General features: G+C 59.0%; 17 protein-coding genes. 8 read left to right on the top strand and 9 right to left on the bottom strand.

Features of this window, described 5'->3' with window-relative positions:
* The first annotated feature begins 44 nt into the window (after nucleotides 1-44).
* From KDX39_RS17590 to KDX39_RS17580, 3 genes are read left to right on the top strand one after another with little or no spacing between them, the layout of a single operon-like run.
* Nucleotides 45-1,196, top strand: coding sequence for an efflux RND transporter periplasmic adaptor subunit (locus KDX39_RS17590; RefSeq protein ID WP_099226218.1), 1,152 nt, complete (start codon nucleotides 45-47; stop codon nucleotides 1,194-1,196).
* A 3-nt stretch (nucleotides 1,197-1,199) separates the two neighbouring features.
* Nucleotides 1,200-4,355, top strand: coding sequence for an efflux RND transporter permease subunit (locus KDX39_RS17585; RefSeq protein WP_099226219.1), 3,156 nt, complete (start codon nucleotides 1,200-1,202; stop codon nucleotides 4,353-4,355).
* Complete coding sequence (locus tag KDX39_RS17580) at nucleotides 4,352-5,812, top strand: AdeC/AdeK/OprM family multidrug efflux complex outer membrane factor (RefSeq protein ID WP_099226220.1); 1,461 nt, start codon at nucleotides 4,352-4,354, stop codon at nucleotides 5,810-5,812. Before KDX39_RS17585 ends, KDX39_RS17580 begins: the two co-directional genes overlap by 4 nt.
* 78 nt (nucleotides 5,813-5,890) lie before the next feature.
* Here KDX39_RS17580 and KDX39_RS17575 read toward each other — a convergent pair whose 3' ends face one another.
* The 5 genes from KDX39_RS17575 to pcaR all read right to left on the bottom strand — a co-directional run bounded on the left by KDX39_RS17575 (nucleotide 5,891) and on the right by pcaR (nucleotide 11,172).
* On the bottom strand, nucleotides 5,891-7,192 hold the full coding sequence (locus KDX39_RS17575; protein ID WP_099226221.1) for an MFS family transporter: 1,302 nt from the start codon (nucleotides 7,190-7,192) through the stop codon (nucleotides 5,891-5,893).
* A 142-nt stretch (nucleotides 7,193-7,334) separates the two neighbouring features.
* Entirely contained in the window at nucleotides 7,335-8,537 is a 1,203-nt protein-coding gene (gene pcaF / locus KDX39_RS17570; RefSeq protein ID WP_184321037.1) for a 3-oxoadipyl-CoA thiolase, read from the bottom strand.
* Nucleotides 8,537-9,316 carry a CoA-transferase subunit beta gene (locus KDX39_RS17565; protein WP_099226223.1) on the bottom strand — a complete coding sequence of 260 codons (780 nt, stop codon included), beginning with the start codon at nucleotides 9,314-9,316 and terminating at the stop codon, nucleotides 8,537-8,539. Before KDX39_RS17565 ends, pcaF begins: the two co-directional genes overlap by 1 nt.
* A complete protein-coding gene (locus tag KDX39_RS17560; RefSeq protein WP_099226224.1) occupies nucleotides 9,316-10,173 on the bottom strand; it encodes a CoA transferase subunit A in 858 nt (285 codons plus the stop codon). The genes KDX39_RS17565 and KDX39_RS17560 overlap by 1 nt, the downstream gene beginning before the upstream one ends.
* A 156-nt stretch (nucleotides 10,174-10,329) precedes the next feature.
* Nucleotides 10,330-11,172 (bottom strand): pca regulon transcriptional regulator PcaR, encoded by an 843-nt coding sequence (gene pcaR / locus KDX39_RS17555; protein ID WP_004881340.1) that lies wholly within the window; start codon nucleotides 11,170-11,172, stop codon nucleotides 10,330-10,332.
* 846 nt (nucleotides 11,173-12,018) lie between these two features.
* On the opposite strand from pcaR, the gene KDX39_RS17550 reads away from it, so the two are divergent.
* The gene (locus KDX39_RS17550; RefSeq protein WP_004881345.1) at nucleotides 12,019-12,216 is read left to right on the top strand and encodes a hypothetical protein; all 198 of its coding nucleotides are present in this window, start codon (nucleotides 12,019-12,021) and stop codon (nucleotides 12,214-12,216) included.
* Between the two features lie 203 nt (nucleotides 12,217-12,419).
* Complete coding sequence (locus tag KDX39_RS17545; RefSeq protein ID WP_099226226.1) at nucleotides 12,420-13,892, top strand: inorganic phosphate transporter; 1,473 nt, start codon at nucleotides 12,420-12,422, stop codon at nucleotides 13,890-13,892.
* 51 nt (nucleotides 13,893-13,943) lie between these two features.
* On the opposite strand, the gene KDX39_RS17540 is transcribed toward KDX39_RS17545, so the two are convergent.
* A complete protein-coding gene (locus tag KDX39_RS17540) occupies nucleotides 13,944-15,431 on the bottom strand; it encodes a helicase HerA-like domain-containing protein (protein WP_231661231.1) in 1,488 nt (495 codons plus the stop codon).
* A 215-nt stretch (nucleotides 15,432-15,646) separates the two neighbouring features.
* Here KDX39_RS17540 and KDX39_RS17535 point away from each other — a divergent pair, with 215 nt between their 5' ends.
* Both KDX39_RS17535 and KDX39_RS17530 read left to right on the top strand, forming a co-directional pair.
* Nucleotides 15,647-16,744 carry a glycosyltransferase family 4 protein gene (locus KDX39_RS17535; RefSeq protein ID WP_231661401.1) on the top strand — a complete coding sequence of 366 codons (1,098 nt, stop codon included), beginning with the start codon at nucleotides 15,647-15,649 and terminating at the stop codon, nucleotides 16,742-16,744.
* Nucleotides 16,737-17,522 carry a DUF2334 domain-containing protein gene (locus KDX39_RS17530; protein WP_231661230.1) on the top strand — a complete coding sequence of 262 codons (786 nt, stop codon included), beginning with the start codon at nucleotides 16,737-16,739 and terminating at the stop codon, nucleotides 17,520-17,522. Before KDX39_RS17535 ends, KDX39_RS17530 begins: the two co-directional genes overlap by 8 nt.
* A 155-nt stretch (nucleotides 17,523-17,677) precedes the next feature.
* Here the strand turns inward: KDX39_RS17530 and KDX39_RS17525 are convergent, their stop codons facing one another.
* Together KDX39_RS17525 and purU are read right to left on the bottom strand one after the other, a co-directional pair.
* Complete coding sequence (locus KDX39_RS17525; protein WP_231661229.1) at nucleotides 17,678-17,851, bottom strand: hypothetical protein; 174 nt, start codon at nucleotides 17,849-17,851, stop codon at nucleotides 17,678-17,680.
* Between the two features lie 59 nt (nucleotides 17,852-17,910).
* Complete coding sequence (gene purU / locus KDX39_RS17520) at nucleotides 17,911-18,762, bottom strand: formyltetrahydrofolate deformylase (protein ID WP_004881355.1); 852 nt, start codon at nucleotides 18,760-18,762, stop codon at nucleotides 17,911-17,913.
* Nucleotides 18,763-19,119: 357 nt separating this feature from the next.
* Between purU and mvaT the strand changes: the two genes are divergently transcribed.
* Nucleotides 19,120-19,500 (top strand): histone-like nucleoid-structuring protein MvaT, encoded by a 381-nt coding sequence (gene mvaT, locus KDX39_RS17515; RefSeq protein ID WP_004881357.1) that lies wholly within the window; start codon nucleotides 19,120-19,122, stop codon nucleotides 19,498-19,500.
* Between the two features lie 81 nt (nucleotides 19,501-19,581).
* Here mvaT and sbcB read toward each other — a convergent pair whose 3' ends face one another.
* Entirely contained in the window at nucleotides 19,582-21,012 is a 1,431-nt protein-coding gene (gene sbcB, locus KDX39_RS17510; protein WP_231661228.1) for an exodeoxyribonuclease I, read from the bottom strand.
* Nucleotides 21,013-21,027 lie beyond the last annotated feature (15 nt).

The raw sequence follows: 21,027 nt of genomic DNA, 5'->3' as shown, positions 1-21,027 counted from the left end.
TCAACACTCTGTTGAGTAAACAGGCTCCTGCCCCGAGGATCTTCATGCAATTCAAGCCAGCTGTTACCGTTCTGGTCACTGCCGTCGCCCTGGCAACCCTGCTCAGCGGTTGTGGCAAGAAGGAGCAGGAGGCACCGCCTCCGCAGACCCCTGAGGTCGGTGTAGTCACACTGAAAGCCCAGCCATACACGTTGACCACCGAACTGCCCGGCCGAACCACCGCGTTCCGCGTGGCTGAAGTCCGGCCGCAGGTCAATGGCATCATTCTCAAACGCCTGTTCACCGAAGGCGGTGACGTCAAGGCCGGTCAGCAGCTGTATCAGATTGATCCGTCCATCTATGACGCGAACGTGAACAGCGCCAAGGCGACTCTGCAGTCCGCCAAGTCAATGTCCGACCGTTACAAGCAACTGGTCAATGAGCAGGCCGTCAGCCGTCAGGAGTACGACACGGCGCTGGCGTCGACCCAGGAAGCCCAGGCCACGTTGCAAACTGCACAGATCAACCTGCGTTTCACCAAGGTACTGGCGCCGATTTCCGGACGCATCGGTCGTTCCGCCGTCACCGAGGGTGCGCTGGTCAGCAACGGCCAGACCAACGCGATGGCAACGATCCAGCAACTGGACCCGATCTACGTGGACGTCAATCAGTCCTCCGCGGACATGCTCAAACTGCGTGCCGATCTGGCCAGCGGCCGGTTGCAGAAGTCGGGCGACAACTCTGCTTCGGTCAAGCTGACCCTGGAAGACGGCAGTGAATACGCACAGGAAGGCAAGCTTGAGTTCTCCGAAGTGTCGGTCGATCAGGCCACCGGTTCGGTGACCCTGCGCGCCGTGTTCCCCAACCCGGACCACGTGCTGCTGCCCGGCATGTTCGTACATGCTCAGCTGAAGGCCGGCGTCAACAGCAAGGCCATCCTCGCGCCACAACAAGGCGTGACCCGTGACCTGAAAGGTACGCCGACCGCCCTGGTGGTCAACAAGGACAACAAGGTCGAACAGCGTGAACTGGTCACCAGCCGTACCGCCGGTGCCTATTGGCTGATCGAAAAAGGCCTGAATGAAGGTGACCGCGTGATCACCGAAGGTCTGCAATACGTCAAACCAGGCGCTGAAGTGAAGGTCAAGGAAGCAACCAACCTCACCGCTGACCAGTCTGCCAATGCTGCCCCTGCTGCCACTGGCAAAGGTGAGTGATAGATGTCCAGATTCTTTATTGACCGCCCCATCTTCGCCTGGGTATTAGCCCTGGTGATCATGTTGGTAGGCACGCTTTCGATCATGAAGCTGCCGATCAACCAATACCCGGCCATCGCACCGACGGCCATCGATATCCAGGTCACTTACCCGGGTGCTTCTGCACAGACCGTGCAGGACACCGTGGTACAGATCATCGAGCAACAGCTCAACGGTATCGACAACCTGCGTTATGTTTCCTCGGACAGTAACTCCGACGGCAGCATGACCATCACCGTAACCTTCAATCAGGGCACCAACCCTGACACCGCTCAGGTACAGGTGCAGAACAAGCTCAACCTGGCCACCCCGCTGCTGCCGCAAGAAGTACAGCAACAGGGTCTGCGGGTGACCAAGTCGGTGAAGAACTTCCTGCTGGTGATCGGCCTCGTGGCCGAAGATGGCACACTGACCCGTGAAGACTTGTCCAACTACATCGTTTCCAACATCCAGGACCCGATCTCGCGGACTTCAGGCGTGGGTGACTTCCAGGTGTTCGGTTCGCAGTATGCAATGCGTATCTGGCTGGACCCGGCCAAGCTCAACAACTTCCAGCTGACGCCTGTGGACGTGACCACCGCGGTCAGCGCGCAGAACGTGCAGATCGCGACCGGTCAGCTGGGCGGCCTGCCAGCGCTTCCCGGCACTCAGTTGAACGCAACCATCATCGGCAAGACACGCCTGCAGACCGCCGAGCAGTTCGGCAACATCCTGCTCAAGGTCAACACCGACGGTTCGCAGGTTCGCCTCAAGGACGTGGCTCGTATCGCGCTGGGCGGTCAGAACTACAGCATCGACGCACAGTTCAACGGCAAACCGGCTTCCGGTATGGCGATCAAACTGGCCTCGGGTGCCAACGCACTCGATACCGCCAAAGCAATTCGCGCCACCATCAGCGAGCTGGAGCCTTTCTTTCCGCCCGGAATGAAAGTCGTCTACCCATATGACACCACCCCGACCGTAACGGAATCCATCAGCGGCGTGGTTCACACCCTGATCGAAGCCATCGTGCTCGTGTTCCTGGTGATGTACCTGTTCCTGCAGAACCTGCGCGCGACCATCATCACCACGATGACAGTGCCGGTGGTATTGCTGGGTACGTTCGGCATTCTTGCCGCGTTCGGCTTCACCATCAACACGCTGACCATGTTCGGTATGATTCTGGCCATCGGACTTCTGGTGGACGATGCCATCGTGGTGGTGGAAAACGTCGAACGGGTGATGGCCGAGGAGCATCTGTCTCCTAAAGAGGCCACGCAGAAATCCATGGACCAGATCCAGGGTGCGCTGGTCGGTATCGCGATGGTGCTCTCGGCGGTGCTGTTGCCGATGGCGTTCTTCGGCGGCTCGACCGGTGTGATCTACAAGCAGTTCTCGATCACCATTGTTTCCGCGATGGCCCTCTCGGTCCTCGTGGCCCTGATCTTCACCCCGGCGCTGTGCGCCACGATGCTCAAACCTCTCGATCCGGAGAAACACGGCCAACCCAAGCGCGGATTCTTCGGCTGGTTCAACCGGACCTTCGACCGCAGCGTGGTCAGCTACGAAAACGGCGTGAAGCGCATGGTGACCCACAAGTTGCCGGCCTTCGTCGTGTACCTGATCATCGTGGCCGGCATGATCTGGCTGTTCACCCGTATCCCGGCGGCGTTCCTGCCAGAAGAAGACCAGGGCGTCATCTTCGCCCAGGTCCAGACACCGGCTGGTTCTTCCGCAGAGCGCACGCAGAAAGTCATCGATGAGATGCGCGACTTCCTGCTCGACAAGGAAAACGGCGAAGGCAAGGGCGTTAACTCGGTATTCAGCGTCAACGGCTTCAACTTCGCTGGCCGTGGTCAAAGCTCCGGTCTGGCGTTCGTGATGCTCAAGCCGTGGGACGAGCGTGATGCCGAGACCACTGTGTTCAAGATCGCCGAACGGGCCCAGGCGCACTTCGCCAGCTTCCGTGACGCCATGGTGTTCGCGGTCGTACCGCCATCGGTACTGGAACTGGGTAACGCCACCGGTTTCGACGTTTACCTGCAGGACCAGGGCGGTGTCGGTCACCAGAAACTGCTGGATGCACGCAACCAGTTCCTGGGCATGGCGGCACAAAGCAAGATTCTGGCGGGCGTACGTCCCAACGGCCTGAACGACGAACCGCAGTATCAACTGACTGTGGACGACGAGAAAGCCAGCGCCCTGGGCATTACCCTGTCCAACATCAACCAGACCCTGTCCATCGCGCTGGGCGGCAGCTACGTCAACGACTTCATCGACCGTGGTCGGGTGAAGAAAGTGTACGTGCAGGGCGAAGCCTTCAGCCGCATGACGCCTGAAGACCTGCAGAAATGGTACGTGCGCAACGACAGCGGCACCATGGTGCCCTTGTCGGCCATTGCCAGCGGCGAGTGGATCTACGGTTCGCCCAAACTGTCGCGTTATAACGGCGTAGCGGCCATGGAAGTGCTGGGTACACCTGCTCCGGGCTACAGCTCCGGACAGGCAATGGCGGAAGTGGAAGCCATCGCTCAGAAACTGCCTGCCGGTATTGGCTACTCGTTTACCGGCCTGTCATTCGAAGAGCGTCTGTCCGGTTCTCAGGCACCTGCCCTGTACGCACTGTCCATGCTGGTGGTGTTCCTCTGTCTGGCAGCGCTGTACGAAAGCTGGTCGATTCCGATTGCGGTCATGCTCGTGGTGCCGCTCGGCGTGATCGGTGCACTGATGGCGACCAGTCTGCGCGGGCTGTCCAACGACGTGTTCTTCCAGGTGGGCCTGCTGGTGACGGTGGGGCTCGCGGCGAAGAACGCCATTCTGATTGTCGAGTTCGCCAAGGAACTGCATGAGCAGGGCAAATCGCTGGTCGAGTCGGCGATGGAAGCTTGCCGGATGCGCTTGCGTCCGATCATCATGACCTCGATGGCGTTCATCCTCGGCGTGGTTCCGCTGGCAATCTCCAGCGGCGCCGGTTCGGGCAGCCAGCACGCCATCGGTACAGGCGTGATCGGCGGTATGATCACCGCAACGATCCTGGCGATCTTCTGGGTGCCTATGTTCTACGTCGCCGTGTCGTCGGTGTTCAAAGGCAAAGACAAATCAAACAAGCAACACGTCAAAACTACCGAGGCTGGCCAATGAGCAAGTCCCTGATCTCTCTGGCAGTTACCGCGTTCATTCTCGGCGGCTGCTCCTTGATCCCCGAGTACAAGCAGCCGGAAGCGCCGGTCGCCGCTCAATACCCGCAAGGTCCGGCGTACTCGCCGGCCGAAGCGGCCAAAATGGCTGCCGCCGAACAGGGCTGGCGCGAGTTCTTCCGTGATCCGGCGCTGCAGCGTCTGATCCAGACCGCGCTGGTCAACAACCGTGACCTGCGTGTCGCGGCCCTGAATATCGACGCCTACCGTGCGCAGTACCGCATCCAGCGTGCGGACCTGCTGCCTGCGGTTTCCGCCAATGGCAGCGGCAGCCGTCAGCGCGTTCCGGGTGACCAGACGCAGACCGGCCAGTCGGCCATCACCAGCAGCTATTCGGCCACGCTGGGCGTCAGCGCCTATGAGCTGGACCTGTTCGGTCGTGTCCGCAGCCTCAGCCAGCAGGCTCTGGAAACCTACTTCGCCAGCGAAGAGGCACGTCGCAGCACCCAGATCAGTCTGGTGGCCAACGTCGCCAATGCCTACCTGACCTGGCAGGCCGACAAGGAACTGCTCAAGCTGACGCAGGACACCCTCAAGACCTACGAAGAAAGCTATCGCCTGACTTCGCGCAGCAATGAAGTCGGTGTTTCTTCGGCCCTGGACCTGAGCCAGTCGCGGACCGCTGTCGAAAGCGCCCGCGCCCGCCTGGCGCAGTACCAGCGTCTGGTTGCACAGGACCAGAACAATCTGGTGCTGTTGCTGGGCACGGGGCTGCCTGACAACCTGCCAGCCAGCCAGTTGCTCGACTCCGACATGCTGACCGAAATGCCGGCCGGCTTGCCGTCCGATCTGTTGCAACGTCGTCCGGACATTCTGGAAGCCGAGCACACGCTCAAGGCTGCCAACGCCAACATCGGTGCCGCACGTGCTGCGTTCTTCCCGAGCATCAGCCTGACAGCAAGCGCGGGCACCAGCAGCACAGAATTGTCCGGTCTGTTCAAGGGCGGTTCGGGCACCTGGCTGTTCCAGCCGAGCATCAATATTCCGATCTTCAACGCCGGCAGCCTGCGCGCCAGCCTGGATTACTCGAAGATCCAGAAGGAAATCAGCGTCGCCAACTACGAGAAGGCGATTCAGACCGCCTTCCAGGAAGTGTCCGACGGCCTGGCCTCGCGCAAGACCTACGACGAACAACTCCAGGCACAGCGTGACTTCGTCACCGCCAACCAGGACTACTACCGTCTGGCCGAGCGTCGCTACCGCATCGGGATCGACAGCAACCTGACGTTCCTCGATGCCCAGCGTTCGCTATTCAGCGCGCAACAAACGCTGATCACCGACCGTCTTGCGCAGCTGACCAGTGAGGTCAATCTGTACAAGGCCCTCGGCGGCGGCTGGTACGAGAAGACGGGGCAGACCGCAACGATCGACAAAGAGAAGCCGTCGATCCAGCTGTTCTGATTCGTTCGCTCTGATCAACGCGCAATAAAAAACCCACCGGATCCGGTGGGTTTTTTTATGCCTGCAAAACAGCGCTCATCAATGATCGTGATGCAGGTAAGCGGGCTCCTTGGGCAAGCGCAGGCTGAACAGGAACGCGATTGCCATCATCGCCGTCACGTACCAATAAAAGCTGTTCTCCATCCCCGCACTCTTGAGCTTCAAGGCGACGAATTCGGCCGAGCCGCCAAACGCTGCGTTGGCCACGGCGTAGGCCAGACCGACACCCAGAGCGCGGACCTGGGGCGGGAACATCTCGGCCTTCACCAGCCCGCTGATCGAGGTGTAGAAGCTGACGATGGCCAATGCCAGGGTAATCAGAACAAACGCCATGAATGGATGGGTGTTGGTTTTCAGCGTCATCAGAATCGGCACCGTACACAGCGTACCCAGCGCGCCGAACCACAGCATCGAATTACGTCGGCCGATACGGTCAGCCAGCATGCCGAACAACGGCTGCATGCACATGTACAGGAACAATGCACCGGTCATGATGTAACTGGCGGTCTTGGCTTCCATGCCACCGGTATTCACCAGGTATTTCTGCATGTACGTGGTAAAGGTGTAGAAAATCAAAGAGCCGCCCGCGGTGTAACCCAGCACGGTAATGAATGCAGCCTTGTGGTGGGTGAACAGTGCCTTGATGCTACCCGCGTCCTTGTCCTGACGGCTTTCAGCGGTGGTGGTTTCATTCAGCGTGCGACGCAGCAGCAAGGCAATGACCGCCGCCGCCGCGCCGATGACGAATGGAATACGCCAGCCGTAGTCGCGCAGCTCTTCAGTGGTGAGAAATTGCTGGAGGATGACCACGGTCAGCACCGCCAGCAACTGACCGCCAATCAGAGTCACGTACTGGAACGAGGCATAGAAACCACGCTGCCCGCGCAACGCCACTTCGCTCATGTAGGTGGCCGTGGTGCCGTATTCGCCGCCGACCGACAAGCCTTGAAGCAGACGCGCCATCAACAGCAGTGCCGGTGCCCAGGCGCCAATCGACGCGTAGGTCGGCAGACACGCGATGATCAGCGAGCCGGCACACATCATGGTCACCGAGATCAGCATGGAGTTCTTGCGACCATGCTTGTCTGCAACCCTGCCAAACAGCCAGCCGCCAATCGGTCGCATCAGAAAACCGGCAGCGAACACGCCTGCGGTATTGAGCAACTGAACGGTCGGATCATCGGAAGGAAAGAAAGCGGGCGCGAAGTAGATCGCACAGAAGGCGTAAATATAAAAGTCGAACCATTCGACCAGATTCCCGGAAGAGGCGCCGACAATCGCGAAGATTCTTTTGCTTCGCTCCTCGCCGGTGTAATGCGGTGCTTTTGATGTTGTCGTCATTATTTTCCCCAAATGAAACTGTCCATAAGACACAATCTGTAACACCCTGCTGCCTCAAGCACAACAACCCGGGCCATCAGCCTGTCTTTTCGTGGAGACAGATCGATGAACCGGGTTGCTGAACAAAGCGAAAAATGGGGCGTTATGGACGCTCGATGGCCAGCGCCAGACCCTGGCCTACACCGACGCACATGGTCGCCAGACCTTTGCGACCGCCGGTTTTTTCCAGATGGTGCAACGCGGTCAGTACCAGCCGTGCGCCACTCATGCCCAGCGGGTGGCCCAGGGCAATCGCACCACCGTTGGGATTGACCTGCGGCGCATCGTCGGCAAGGCCCAGTTCCCGCAGCACCGCGATGCCCTGGCTGGCGAAGGCCTCATTGAGTTCGATGACATCGAAATCGGAAACCGCCAAGCCCAGTCTCTCGACCAGCTTGCGCACCGCAGGCACCGGGCCGATGCCCATCACCCGAGGTTCAACGGCTGCGCTGGCCATGCCAAGCACCCGTGCGCGAGGTGTCAGGCCGTGTTTTTTTACCGCCTCGGCAGAGGCAAGAATCAGCGCGGCAGCCCCGTCGTTCACTCCGGACGCATTGCCTGCCGTGACGGTCTTGTCCGCCCCGTTGACCGGCTTGAGCTTGCTCAGGGTTTCCAGACGGGTGTCGGCACGCGGGTGCTCATCCTTGTCGACCACGGTTTCGCCTTTCTTGTGCGCTACACGCACCGGTACGATCTCTTCCTCGAAAAAGCCCGCAGCCTGGGCAACGGCGGTGCGTTGCTGGCTGCGCAGGGCGAAAGCGTCCTGATCGGCTCGAGAAATAGAGAAGTCGGCGGCCACGTTGTCGCCTGTCTCCGGCATGGAGTCCACGCCGTAGAGGGCTTTCATGGCCGGGTTGATGAAGCGCCAGCCGATGGTGGTGTCTTCCAGTTTCAGGTTGCGCGAGAACGCCGCGTCGGCCTTGCCCATGACGAAGGGCGCACGCGACATCGACTCGACGCCGCCTGCAATCGCCAACTCCATCTCACCGGTTGCAATGGCGCGGAATGCCGTACCGATGGCATCCATGCCCGAAGCGCACAGACGATTGAGCGTCACGCCTGGCACGGTCGTAGGCAGACCGGCCAGCAGCGCGGCCATGCGCGCCACGTTACGGTTGTCTTCACCGGCCTGGTTGGCGCAACCGAGGAACACTTCGTCGACTTCGGCCCAGTTGACGGTCGGGTTACGCTCCATCAGCGCTTTGATCGGGATGGCCGCCAGGTCGTCGGCTCGCACCGAGGACAGCCCGCCACCAAAGCGACCGATGGGGGTGCGAATCGCGTCGCAGATAAATACGTCACGCATCACGCTTCTCCTGCGACCTGACCGTGGGCGGCAGCGGTCCGGGCTTCCAGATCCCGCAAAGCGGTCAGTTCGACATCGGTTGGTTCTTCGGAATAGACCACGTTGTCAGCGAACCGTACTTCCCAGCCGGTCGCGGCGATGACTTGCTCGCGGGTAACGCCGGGGTGCAGCGTGGTCACCACGAATTCGTTGCTGCCCTCTTCCGGCTCCATGATGCACAGGTCGGTGATGATGCCCACCGGACCCGCGCCGGGCAGGCCCAGACGCTTGCGTGAATCGCCGCCTTCGCCATGACCGACCGAGGTGATGAAGTCGAGCTTGTTGACGAACGAACGTGCCGACTGCTTCAAGATGATCAGCACCGATTTGGCCGACCCGGCAATCTCCGGCGCGCCACCGGCACCCGGCAGGCGTACCTTCGGGTTGTGATAGTCACCCACGACTGTGGTGTTGATATTGCCGAAACGGTCGACTTGCGCGGCGCCGAGAAAGCCGACATCCACGCGTCCGCCCTGCAGCCAGTAGCGGAAAATCTCGCTGGTGGCGACCACGGTATCCGCCGTTTCAGCCAGCTCGCCATCGCCGATGGACAGTGGCAACACCGTCGGTTTGGCGCCGATCGGGCCGGACTCGTAAATCAGCACCACATCCGGCGCCGACGTCAGACGTGCCAGATTCGCCGCCTTGGAAGGCAAGCCGATCCCGACAAAGCAGACCGCTCCGTTACGCAGACGGCGGGCGGCGGCAACGGTCATCATTTCACTGGTGGTGTACGTCATTATTTTGCCTCCGAAGCGCGAGCCAGCTTGCTCTGGAATTCGCTGAAGTCCGCTGTGCCGTGGATGTATTCGTCGATCCAGGCCTTGAAGGTTTCTCGGTCTCGGGCAATCGGGTCCCAAGCCTGATAAAAGGGATTGTCACGCTCGTAGTAGCCGTGGGCGTAGGAAGGATGTGCGCCGCCCGGTACCAGACATACCGCGCTCAACGCCCAAGTGGGCAGTACGCAGGAGTTCATCGGCGCCTTGAGGTCATCGACAATCTCCTCGACCGTGACGATGCAACGCCTGGCCGCCAGTGCGGCTTCCTTCTGCGCCCCAAGAATGCCCCAGAGCAGCACGTTGCCCTTGCGATCGGCTTTCTGGGCGTGAATCACGGTCACGTCGGGGCGCACGGACGGCACGGCCGCCAGCACTTCACCAGTAAACGGACAGGTCACAGTCTTGATCAGCGGGTTGACCTTCGGCAGATCCGAACCGGCATAAGCGCGCAGTACGGCGAACGGCAAACCCGAGGCGCCGGCAACATACGCGTTGGCCAGATCGGCATGGCTGTGCTCTTCGATTTCCATCGCACGCGGCCACTGCTTTTCGACCGCATCCCGCAGGCGGTGCAGCGAGCCGACGCCAGGGTTGCCGCCCCACGAGAAAATCAGACGCTTGGCGCAACCGGCACCGATCAACTGGTCGTAGATCAGGTCGGGAGTCATGCGCACCAGCGTCAGGTCTTTTTTGCCCTGACGAATGATTTCATGGCCGGCGGCCGTAGGGATCAGGTGGGTGAAGCCTTCCAGCGCAACGGTGTCGCCATCGTTGATCAGTTGCTTCACCGCTTCGCGTAGAGAAAGAATGTCTGCCATGAGGTGCTCCGAACCCAACATCATGTTCAATGATCAGCGCGAAGACCTGCGCCGGAATGAAAATGAGGTTATGCCTGAGCCCTGCCGCAAACAATCCGATAATCGACTAACTGTTCGGTAATCGAACCCATTCGCTGATTATCAATAACCCGTGTCTCAGGTGAACAACTGGGTGCTCAGATCACGGCTGGCGTCGAGCATGATCGGCAGAAAGCGCTGCTCCAGCTCACTGCGGGCCACCCGTCCGGCACTGGTGCTGACATTGAGCGCAGCCAGTACCTGGCCTGATGCATCATAGACTGGCACGGCAATGGAACGAAGCCCCTGTTCCAGTTCCTGGTCGACAATGCACCACCCTTGCTGACGAACCTGTTGCAGACACTCGAGCAAGGCTTCTGGTGTACGAATGGTGCGACTGGTCTTGGGCTGCAGGTCCACGTGATCCAGATATTCCTGCAACGAGACGTCATCCAGCGCAGCCAGCAGGATGCGTCCCATCGACGTGCAATACGCCGGCAGTCGACCGCCCACCGAGAGATCCACCGATATCAGCCGCTGGGTCGTGGCCGACCGGGCTATATATAAGATGTCGTCGCCTTCAAGGGTGGCCATGTTGCACGCCTCGTGCAACTGATCGCTCATGCGGTCCAGATAAGGCTGTGAAGAAATCGCCAGCGGCGTGGACGACAAATAGGCATGGCCCAACGTCAGAACCTTGGGCAGCAAAGAATAGGTGCGGCCATCCGTGGTGGCGTACCCCAGTTTGATCAAGGTGTGCAGACAACGACGCACAGCCGCCCTGGGAATTTCCGTACGGTGGCTGATCTGCGCGATGGTCAGGTGCCGTTTGCGCTCCTGAAAGGCGTGAATCACTGCAAGCCCCCGCGCCAGCGAGGTCATGAAATCAGGATCGCCGGTCAACGCTTGAATGCGCTTGGCAGGCGAAGCCACGATCGGCGGAGCCAGTGAGGAAAAAGAATTACGCAGTTCGTCGTTCATTGCCGCAACCTCTGTACACCCTTTCAGGCCTTGTGAACCGGCGGTTTCAGACCCATGCAGCGCATCGATCCGCCTCGGCTTGTGCGATTATCGAACCAATGGCCGATAATCGCAATTGACCCGTAGGAAATATGCTTATACCTTTAGGTCTGCCACGAAGTGACTTCTTGGAAATTACTGGTCAGGTACCCACTGAGAAGTCCATGGCAGCGGCCTTGCCCTTTAAGCAAGGCCGTTTTCATTACAGCTCATCCTGTGTGGCGCCCACGCGGAAGCCGGAATATTTCCTGACCACACTCCCCTCGCCTCTAATCAAACAGTCGAACCATCTGACTTGCTGAATTCCGACGCCATTGTTTTGTCCTGACCTGTCAATTCTTCTTTATGAAAGTTCCGTCATAAACATGACTCACCTATACTTCGGAACATTCGTACAAAATGAGTAGGCTCTCTCATTATTCAAACCGCTATAGTTGACGCAGCCTAACTTCTTGGCGATAGTACCTTTCCATTGACGGGCTAAATCTTCAGCAGTGACTCGCGTTCTCCCGAGCCTTCGAGCTGCAGCCGCGTCAAAGCACCGGACCTGTACAACGTTGTAACGGGCCCTGTGCAACCGGCGGTCAACCCTGACCTCCGGCGTTTCAACCCTGAACCACATGTCGCTACGACAGTTGTTTTTCTCCGGTGCCCGTAGCCGCGAGGCGCAGCAAGGTGTTCAGACTTTTCCAGTCAATGTGCTGATGCATGATTCCCTGTCCTGTTTTTCGGGCAGCCACTGGAACGAACATGTTTGCCGTGCATTGCGTTTTCGCCGGAACTCATTTGACTCGATCAGGTAATAAAGTGACTAAAGAAGAACTGCGCGCAGAACTGGAGCGCCAGGAGCAACGTTTCAAGGATGTCTACGGTGGCGAAATCACCACTTACGCCGCGCAACCGGAGCCGGAACGCAAACCCTGGCGCAAACGGGCCAGCCTTCGGGATCAGGCTTTCAAAGAGGAATTGCAAAAAATGGAACAGGACCTGAAACAAGAGTCCTGATGATCAGGCTGGAACAGCCACGATGATCTGATCCGCATTACCGCGACCTGAAATTGAAGTGTCATTGCCTGTCTGCCTCACCATCGGGGCGGCGCTCATGCGTCTTTTTTTTGGTTTCAGGCGACACCGGTCGAGGCCGACAAGTCGATACGTATTTTTTCTGTCATAATCGCGCCCCCTTCAGACCGGGTCAGAAAATCTACATGATCGAATTATTCAGCGGGCTAGATGCTTGGGTGCTTGTGAGCCTGTTGCTTGCCCTGGCCTTTGTTCTTGCCTTCGAGTTCATCAATGGCTTTCATGACACTGCGAACGCGGTGGCGACAGTCATTTACACGAAAGCCATGCCGCCGCATCTGGCTGTGATCCTTTCCGGTGTGTTCAACTTTCTCGGCGTACTGCTGGGCGGCGTGGGCGTTGCGTACGCCATCGTTCACCTGCTGCCGGTCGAATTGCTGATCAACGTCAATACCGGCCACGGCCTGGCCATGGTGTTCTCGCTGCTGGCAGCGGCGATCACCTGGAACCTGGGCACCTGGTACTTCGGTATTCCGGCATCCAGCTCCCACACGTTGATCGGTTCGATCCTGGGTGTCGGTCTGGCCAACGCCCTGATCAACGACATACCGCTGGCCGATGGCGTCAACTGGCAGAAGGCAATCGATATCGGTGCCTCTCTGGTGTTCTCGCCACTGGCAGGCTTTCTGATCGCGGGTCTGGTCCTGATCGCACTGAAATGGTGGCGACCACTGTCCAAGATGCACAAGACCCCGGAACAGCGTCGCAAGCTGGATGACAAGAAGCATCCGCCATTCTGGAACCGTCTGGTACTGGTGATCTCCGCCATGGCCGTCAGCTTCGTGCATGGCTCCAACGATGGCCAGAAAGGCATCGGCCTGATCATGCTGGTGCTGATCGGTATCGTGCCGAGCCAGTTCGTACTGGACCTCAACAGCACGACCTATCAGATCGAGCGTACCCGCGACGCCACCCAGCACCTCAGCCAGTTCTACCAGCGCAACAGCAGCACGCTGGGCGAGTACCTGGCGATGGGCAAGGCGGAAAAAGGTGACCTGCCGTCCAGTTCCGCGTGCAACCCGGAACAGACCGAGCCGACCATCGACGCCCTACTGGATCGCTTGAAAGGTGTCTCCGACTACCATTCGATGCCGTCCGAAAGCCGTATCGAAGTACGTCGTTATCTGTTGTGCCTGGATGACACCGCCCGCAAGGTCGGCAAATTGCCGGGCCTGGAAGCACGTGAAAAATCCGATCTCGAGAAGCTGCGCAAGGACCTGACCGGCACCACTGAATACGCGCCGTTCTGGGTGATTCTGGCCGTTGCACTGGCGCTTGGTATCGGCACCATGGTCGGCTGGAAGCGTGTGGTGCTGACCATCGGCGAGAAGATCGGCAAGCAGGGCATGACCTACGCACAGGGCATGTCGGCACAGATCACCACCGCCTGTGCCATCGGCATGGCCAACGTGTTCAGCCTGCCGGTTTCTACCACGCACATTCTGTCTTCGGGCGTAGCCGGTACCATGGTTGCGAACAAGAGCGGACTGCAGGGTGGTACAGTTCGTACCATTCTTCTGGCTTGGGTGCTGACCCTGCCAGCAACAGTGGCGCTGTCTGCCGCCCTGTTCTGGGTTGCCTCCAAAGCGCTGTCCTGATCTGAAGTCGTTCGGGCGGTGCAAGCCCTGCACCGCCCGAGCGAGTCAGCTTTACCTGCGTTTCTTCGTTCCCAGCAACGACCCCATCAGCCCCCGCACCAACTCTCGGCCCAACTGGCTGGCCGCCTGACGCATGGCGTTCTTCATGGCCTGCCCGGCCATCCCGCCCAGAAAATCCCCCGCCTTGTCACTGAAGCTTGCTTCAGGTTTTTCATCGGTTTTCACAGCATCGGCCGTTTCAGGTTCGGACACCTTGCGCGCGGCCAGCATCTCATAGGCGGATTCACGGTCGACCGGCTTGTTGTAACGCCTGCCAAGGGATGAGATGGCAATCAGGTCCGCCCGCTCTTCTGCCGTCAACGGACCGATACGCGATTGAGGCACAGCGATGAGCACGCGCTGCACCATGGCGGGCGTGCCCTTGTCCTGCAACGTTCCGACCAGCGCCTCGCCGATACCCAATTCGGTCAATACACTCAAAGCATCGAAGTCAGGGTTGGGCCTGAAACCCTCGGCCACGGCTCGCAACGATTTCTGCTCCTTGGCCGTGAAAGCGCGCAGGCCGTGTTGAATCCGCAACCCCAACTGGGCCAGCACATCATCAGGCAGGTCGCCGGGTGACTGAGTAACGAAATACACGCCCACGCCTTTGGAACGAATCAGGCGCACAACTTGTTCAAGCCGTTCCTGCAAGGCTTTGGGTGTGTCCGCAAACAGCAGGTGCGCTTCATCAAAGAAAAGCGCCAGCAGCGGTTTTTCGGCATCGCCTCGCTCGGGCAACTGCTCGAAAAGCTCGGCCAGCAGCCACAACAGAAAGGTTGCGTAGACTTTGGGCGCTTCATGCACCAGTCTGCTGGCGTCCAGCAGATGGATGCGCCCTCGCCCATCGTTGTCAGGCTGAAGAATGTCTTCCAGTTGCAAGGCCGGCTCGCCGAACAGCGCCTCGGCACCCTGCTGCTCGAGGACCGCCAACCGTCGCTGCAACGCCTGACTGGAGCCGGACGTCATCAATGCGCTGTCCTCGCCCAGCAACTGCGGGTTTTCACGCAGGTGATTGAGCAGCGCCTTGAGGTCCTTTATGTCAAGCAACAACAGTCCTTCTCGATCAGCCACCTTAAAGGCTGCATATAACGCTGACTGCTGGCTGTCCGTCAGCTCCAGCAGGTTACCCAGCAAAAGCGGCCCCATTTCGCTCAGGGTCGTACGCAGCGGATGGCCGGATTTCCCATCGATATCCCATAAAGTGACCGGATAAGCCCGAGGCGTGTGTTCAAGCCAGGGCATACCGGCAATTCGCTCGGCAATTTTGCCCCGAGGGTCGCCTGCAGCACCCAGCCCGCACAGATCGCCCTTGATGTCAGCGGCAAAAACCGCGACCCCGGCGTCACTGAACGCCTCTGCCAGGCGTTGCAAGGTCACCGTTTTGCCTGTCCCGGTCGCACCAGCCACCAGTCCGTGACGATTGGCCAGGCGAAGCGCCTGGGAGATCGGCTGTCCGTCAGGAGCGGCGCCCAGAATCATTTCTCGATAATCGTGCATGTTTTATTTTCTCCGCAACATGAGACACGCTGGCATTGAGCCTGGTCATTGCCCCTGCGTTTTGTTCAGGCCCGATGACACATCATCCTCTCAACGGAACATTGCGTCTGCCGCCTGCTTGCCAAACGGTGAATCCCGGCCGAACAACTATCCTTCAAGGAGGTCAAGAAAGGACGACCTCAGATCGGAGGAATGTTGCCGTGCACATTGCCGACATGACGATGTTCTACGCCCCGGCCAGTGGCGGCGTACGCACCTATCTCGATGCCAAACACCCACGCCTGGGGCGCCGCCCCGGCGTGCGCCACAGCCTGCTTGTGCCAGGCGCGCGTGCGGATCACAAGGATGGCATCTACAGTGTTCCGGCCCCCGCCCTGCCGTTCAGCAACGGCTATCGGTTTCCGCTGCGGGTCGCGCCATGGCGCAAGATGCTGCACAACCTGCAACCCGACCTGATCGAAGCAGGCGACCCTTACCTGACCGCCTGGGCCGCACTTGACGCCAGACGGTATCTGGACGCGCCGGTAATCGGCTTCTACCACTCCGACCTTCCGCTGCTGGTGAGCAATCGCATGGGCAACTGGATGGGCATGAGCGCTCAGGCTTATATCGGCAAGCTGTACACCAACTTCGACAGGGTGCTTGCGCCCAGCCAGGTCATGGCCGACAAGCTGATCGGCATGGGGGTGGAAAACGTGCATGTGCAACCTCTTGGCGTGGACCTGCAGGTCTTCAACCCGCACCACAGGGACGAAAACCTGAAAACCGAACTGGGTCTGTGCGAGGACACCCACCTGCTGATCTTCGCCGGGCGCGGTTCCAGGGAGAAAAACCTGCCGGTGTTGCTTGAGTGCATGAAACAGCTGGGCCCGCGTTACCACCTTCTGCTGGTAGGCTCGCACATGCCTTTGAACGTGCCGGATAACGTGACGGTGATCAATCGTTTCTGCAAGGCCACCCATCTGGCACGCCTGCTGGCAAGCGCCGATGCACTGGTTCACGCGGGCGATCAGGAAACATTCGGGCTGGTCGTGCTTGAAGCCATGGCATGCGGCATTCCGGTTGTGGCGGTCGCCGCCGGAGCATTCACTGAAATCGTTCCCGGCCACTGTGGATTGCTATGCGAAGCAAACGACGCCAAGGCCATGACCGCCGCGGTGAAAGAGCTGTTCTGCAATGAGGTGCATGCAAAAGGTCGGGCTTCCAGACGCTACGTGGAAGAGCACTACAGCTGGGACGTGGTGGTGAATGGCCTGCTCGATCATTATCAGGCGGTACTGGGAACTCGCCTTTCAGGCGTTGCCCATGTTTGAGCGGCCCGGCACTGCGTCTGAGCGTAGCGTGCTGCTGGTGCTGCATGACGTCGCCCCTCACAGTTGGCCGATGTACGAACCCTTCGTGGCAGCTGTGGATCAACTGGGCGCTGTCAGAATGACCTGGCTGGTGGTACCGGATTTTCACCGACGCAGCCCGCTGGGCGACGACACCGTTTTTCAGCACCGGATGGGTAGACGCCTGGAACGCGGCGATGAGCTGGCGTTGCACGGTTATTACCATTGCGACGACAGCCCCGCGCCACGAAGCCTGCGCGACTACTTCATGCGACGTATTTACACTTGGGAAGGCGAGTTCTATGGCTTGAACTCCCGGCAGGCGCTGGCACGTCTGGAAGCGGGCATTGAAGTATTTCGCCGCCAGAACTGGCCGCTTCACGGTTTTGTCGCGCCCGCCTGGTTGATGAGTCAGGGCACGCGCGACGCGTTGCGCCAGCTGCCGCTCAGTTACACCAGCGATTCGCAGCACCTGTTCAGATTGCCCGACTTCACACCGATACAGGCGCCAGGCATTGTCTGGAGCGCACGCAGTGCGTGGCGCCGAACAGCGTCGAGGCTCTGCAGTGATTTCAGGGAAAACAGGCTGCGCGAGGCCTCGACCCTGCGCCTTGGCCTGCACCCTGTGGACATGCTGCACACATCTTCTCGCACCTATTGGTTTGAACTGCTCACGCGCCTGCTGGAAGACGGCAGGCAGCCCATGACCAAGGTCGGATGGCTGGAAAGCCTGGGCACGGCAGATGACGTGGCGCGCTAGGCTCTGTACGAAAAGTGGCTGCGCTCGGTGATGCTGCGTTAAAAACAGGCTCGTGCGCGAGTCCGATCGGAATGCTCATTTACAACACGTAGACTCCGCTTCCTCGCCTGTTTTTGCCTTGCCTGACCTTCGCTCGCCGACTTTTCGTACAAAACCTAGGGCGGGGTCGGCTTTTCGGCGTCTTGCTGCAATTCACGCCACAGCTCGGCCGCGCCTTCGAACTCAGTACCGTTTTCGGGCGTCAACGCATCGGGGTCGTAACGACTCAGACAGCCTTCGCCCAGAGTGGCCGGCGCTTTTGATGTGGCTTTGTCGCGGGGGTCGGTCATGAAGATGTCCGCCTTGAAGGTCGGCAGGATCGCCGCATGGGCGATCCTGCCACAACGAATCAGTCGAAGACGACTGTCTTGTTGTCGTGAACCAGTACACGGTCCTCGAGGTGCGCGCGCAGACCACGCGCCAGCACCATTTTTTCCACATCACGACCAAAGCGCACCATGTTTTCGATGCTGTCGCGGTGGCTGACGCGCACCACGTCCTGCTCGATAATAGGACCTGCATCCAGCTCTTCTGTCACGTAGTGACACGTCGCGCCTATCAACTTGACGCCGCGCAGCGAGGCCTGGTGATAAGGCTTGGCACCGACGAACGACGGCAGGAAGCTGTGATGAATGTTGATCACCTGATGGGCGTATTCGCGGCACAGCTGAGGCGGCAGGATTTGCATGTAGCGCGCCAGAACCACAACGTCGGCCTGATGCTGGCCAACCAGACGGGAGACTTCAGCGAACGCCGGCTCCTTGTCCTTGGGATCGACAGGCACGTGGTAATAAGGAATATCGTGCCACTCGACCATGCTGCGCAGGTCCTGGTGGTTGGAGATCACACACGCGATGTCGCAGTCGAGCTCATCGCTGTGCCAGCGGTGCAACAGGTCAGCCAGGCAGTGCGATTCGCGACTGGCCATGAGCACCACGCGCTTCTTCTGAGCCGAGTCGGTGATGCGCCAGTCCATCTCGAACTCTTGTGCGATCGGTGTGAACGCCTCGCGAAAACCATCCAGATCGAATGGCAATGTATCGGCACGAATCTCGTGACGCATGAAGAACCAGCCGCTGAGATTATCCGAATGATGGCTCGCTTCGGTGATCCAGCCGTTATGGGACGCCAGAAAGTTACTGACTTTGGCAACGATGCCGACGCGGTCCGGGCAAGCAATCACCAGACGAAAAGTGCGCATTAGGGGAAACTCCAGAACTTCGCAAAGGCGCTATTCTAGCGACTGCGCAGGAAAACTGCAGTATCTCTGTTGCCTGAATTCAGGTGCCGGTGCAGGCCGACGAAGGAAAAAGATTGCACCGTGCCAGTACCGGATTTCAACGGACGCCGCTATAAAAATCCGGTACTTAATGAGCGCGTTATAGCGGCCCTGTTTAGTCGGGTCCAGCGCACCGATCTAGTTCCCGCGTCTGTAGGACGTGTGTATATTTCTAAATAATTCAAATAAAACTTTTATTTAATGTTTACTTGCTCAGTGCCTCTGACTATTATTGCGTCACTGTATCCCTGCCACCCTTCACAACATAAGGTCCCCCTCATGTCCCTGATCAACGAATACCGTGCCACAGAAGAAGCAATCAAAGAACTGCAAGCCCGTTTGAACAACCTGTCGCAAGACGGCAAACTGCAAACCGAGCTGGAATTCGAAGGCAAACTGCGCACCCTGATGGGCGAATATCAAAAATCGCTGCGTGACATCATTGCTCTGCTGGATCCGGACTCCAAGGTCAACAAGGCACCTCGTGGCGGCGCAGTGAAAACTACCGGCACCAAGCGTGCTCGCAAGGTCAAGCAGTACAAGAACCCGCACAACGGTGAAGTCATCGAAACCAAAGGTGGCAATCACAAAACGCTGAAAGAGTGGAAAGCCAAGTGGGGCGGTGACGAGGTTGAAAGCTGGGCCACTCTGCTGGGCTAAGCGTCAACGGTCGTTTTATCCGCGACTTGAAAACGCCAGCTTGCTGGCGTTTTTTTATAGTTCACCGTCTACATTTTCTGCTCATATTTCCAGCCTGCCGCGCAGCAACTCGATGTGGTCCTGCCATTGCCTCAGTATCGCCAACTGCTCTGGCGTGGCACTAAGCGACAACTCCACCAGCGCCTTCGTAAAACCCTGCAAAGTATTGGGAGCCCCGTATTCCGGGCGGCTCAGGCGCGCCTGACAGAATTGATGCCAGCGCTGTTGTTCTTCGGCGGTGAGCGTTTCCGGAAAGTTACGGGCCCGGTAGCGAAATAACAGTTCAGGCAGGCGTGCGTCATCAAACGGCCAGGCATCACGTGCCAGTTGCTCTGGCTCGGAAACGCGTACTTGTTCACATAATCGGCGATCACGGTCACCGATAAATCCGTCATACAATTGCTGCTCAGGGTCTTCACTTGCGATGAAATGATCCTTGCCATAAAGAGCACGCAGTTTGTCCTGCCAAACTTCAAGGCTTTCTGTCACGGTCGCCACTTTCGCCTGATAACCCGTCATGTCGAGCTGCAAGCGTTCCTGATCCTGTCGGCGCAACACGCTCATGGGGGCAACCACCGGGCAGCGATTTATATGCAATAGTTTGAGCGGCACCGGCAGCTCGCCTTCGCCTAGCGCATCGTGGCGGGTATATAACCGCTGCTTGAGTGTTTCAACGTCCATCTCCAGTAACGGCGAAGGATCCTGATGCAGATCGTACACAATCAGTGCATTGCGATTATGAGGGTGCCAGGCCAGCGGTAAAACGACACCGAGATAATGACGGGCCGCTGAGAAGCGCCCTGAAATATGCACCAGCGGTTGCATCAGACGAATCTGATCCTGAACCTTTTGCTTACTGCGCAGTGCAAAAAGATAATCGTACAGCCGAGGCTGTTTCTCACGAATCAGACGCGCCAGTGCAATAGTCGCACGCACATCGGATAAGGCATCGTGGGCCTGACCGTGTTCAATACCGTTGGCAGCCGTCAGGCGCTCGAGTTTGAGTGTGACGCGACCTTCTTCTTCGGGCCATTCGATGCCGTCCGGGCGCAACGCGTAGGCCGCGCGTACTACATCGATCAGGTCCCAGCGACTGTTGCCCCCCTGCCATTCGCGGGCATAAGGGTCGAAAAAGTTGCGATACAGGCTGTAGCGAGTCACCTCGTCGTCAAAACGCAGCGTGTTATAGCCTGCGCCACAGGTGCCGGGAGCGGAAAGTTGCGCGTGCACACGGGTCATGAAATCCGCTTCGCACAGCCCTTTCTCGGCCAGCGTGGCCGGGGTGATTCCGGTAATCACGCACGCTGCCGGATGCGGCAGGATGTCGTCACTGGGCTGGCAGTAGAGGTTGACCGGCGGCTCGATTTCATTGAGTTCGGCATCGGTACGAATACCTGCCATCTGCAGTGCACGATCATTGCGCGGGTTGATACCGGTGGTTTCGTAGTCGTACCAGAAGATGCTGGAAGTCACGGGCTGATCCTGAAC

Origin of the sequence: Pseudomonas sp. CDFA 610 (assembly GCF_021147865.1) — a bacterium.
Lineage (GTDB): Bacteria > Pseudomonadota > Gammaproteobacteria > Pseudomonadales > Pseudomonadaceae > Aquipseudomonas > Aquipseudomonas alliivorans.
This window is presented reverse-complemented; position numbering and strand designations above follow the sequence as displayed.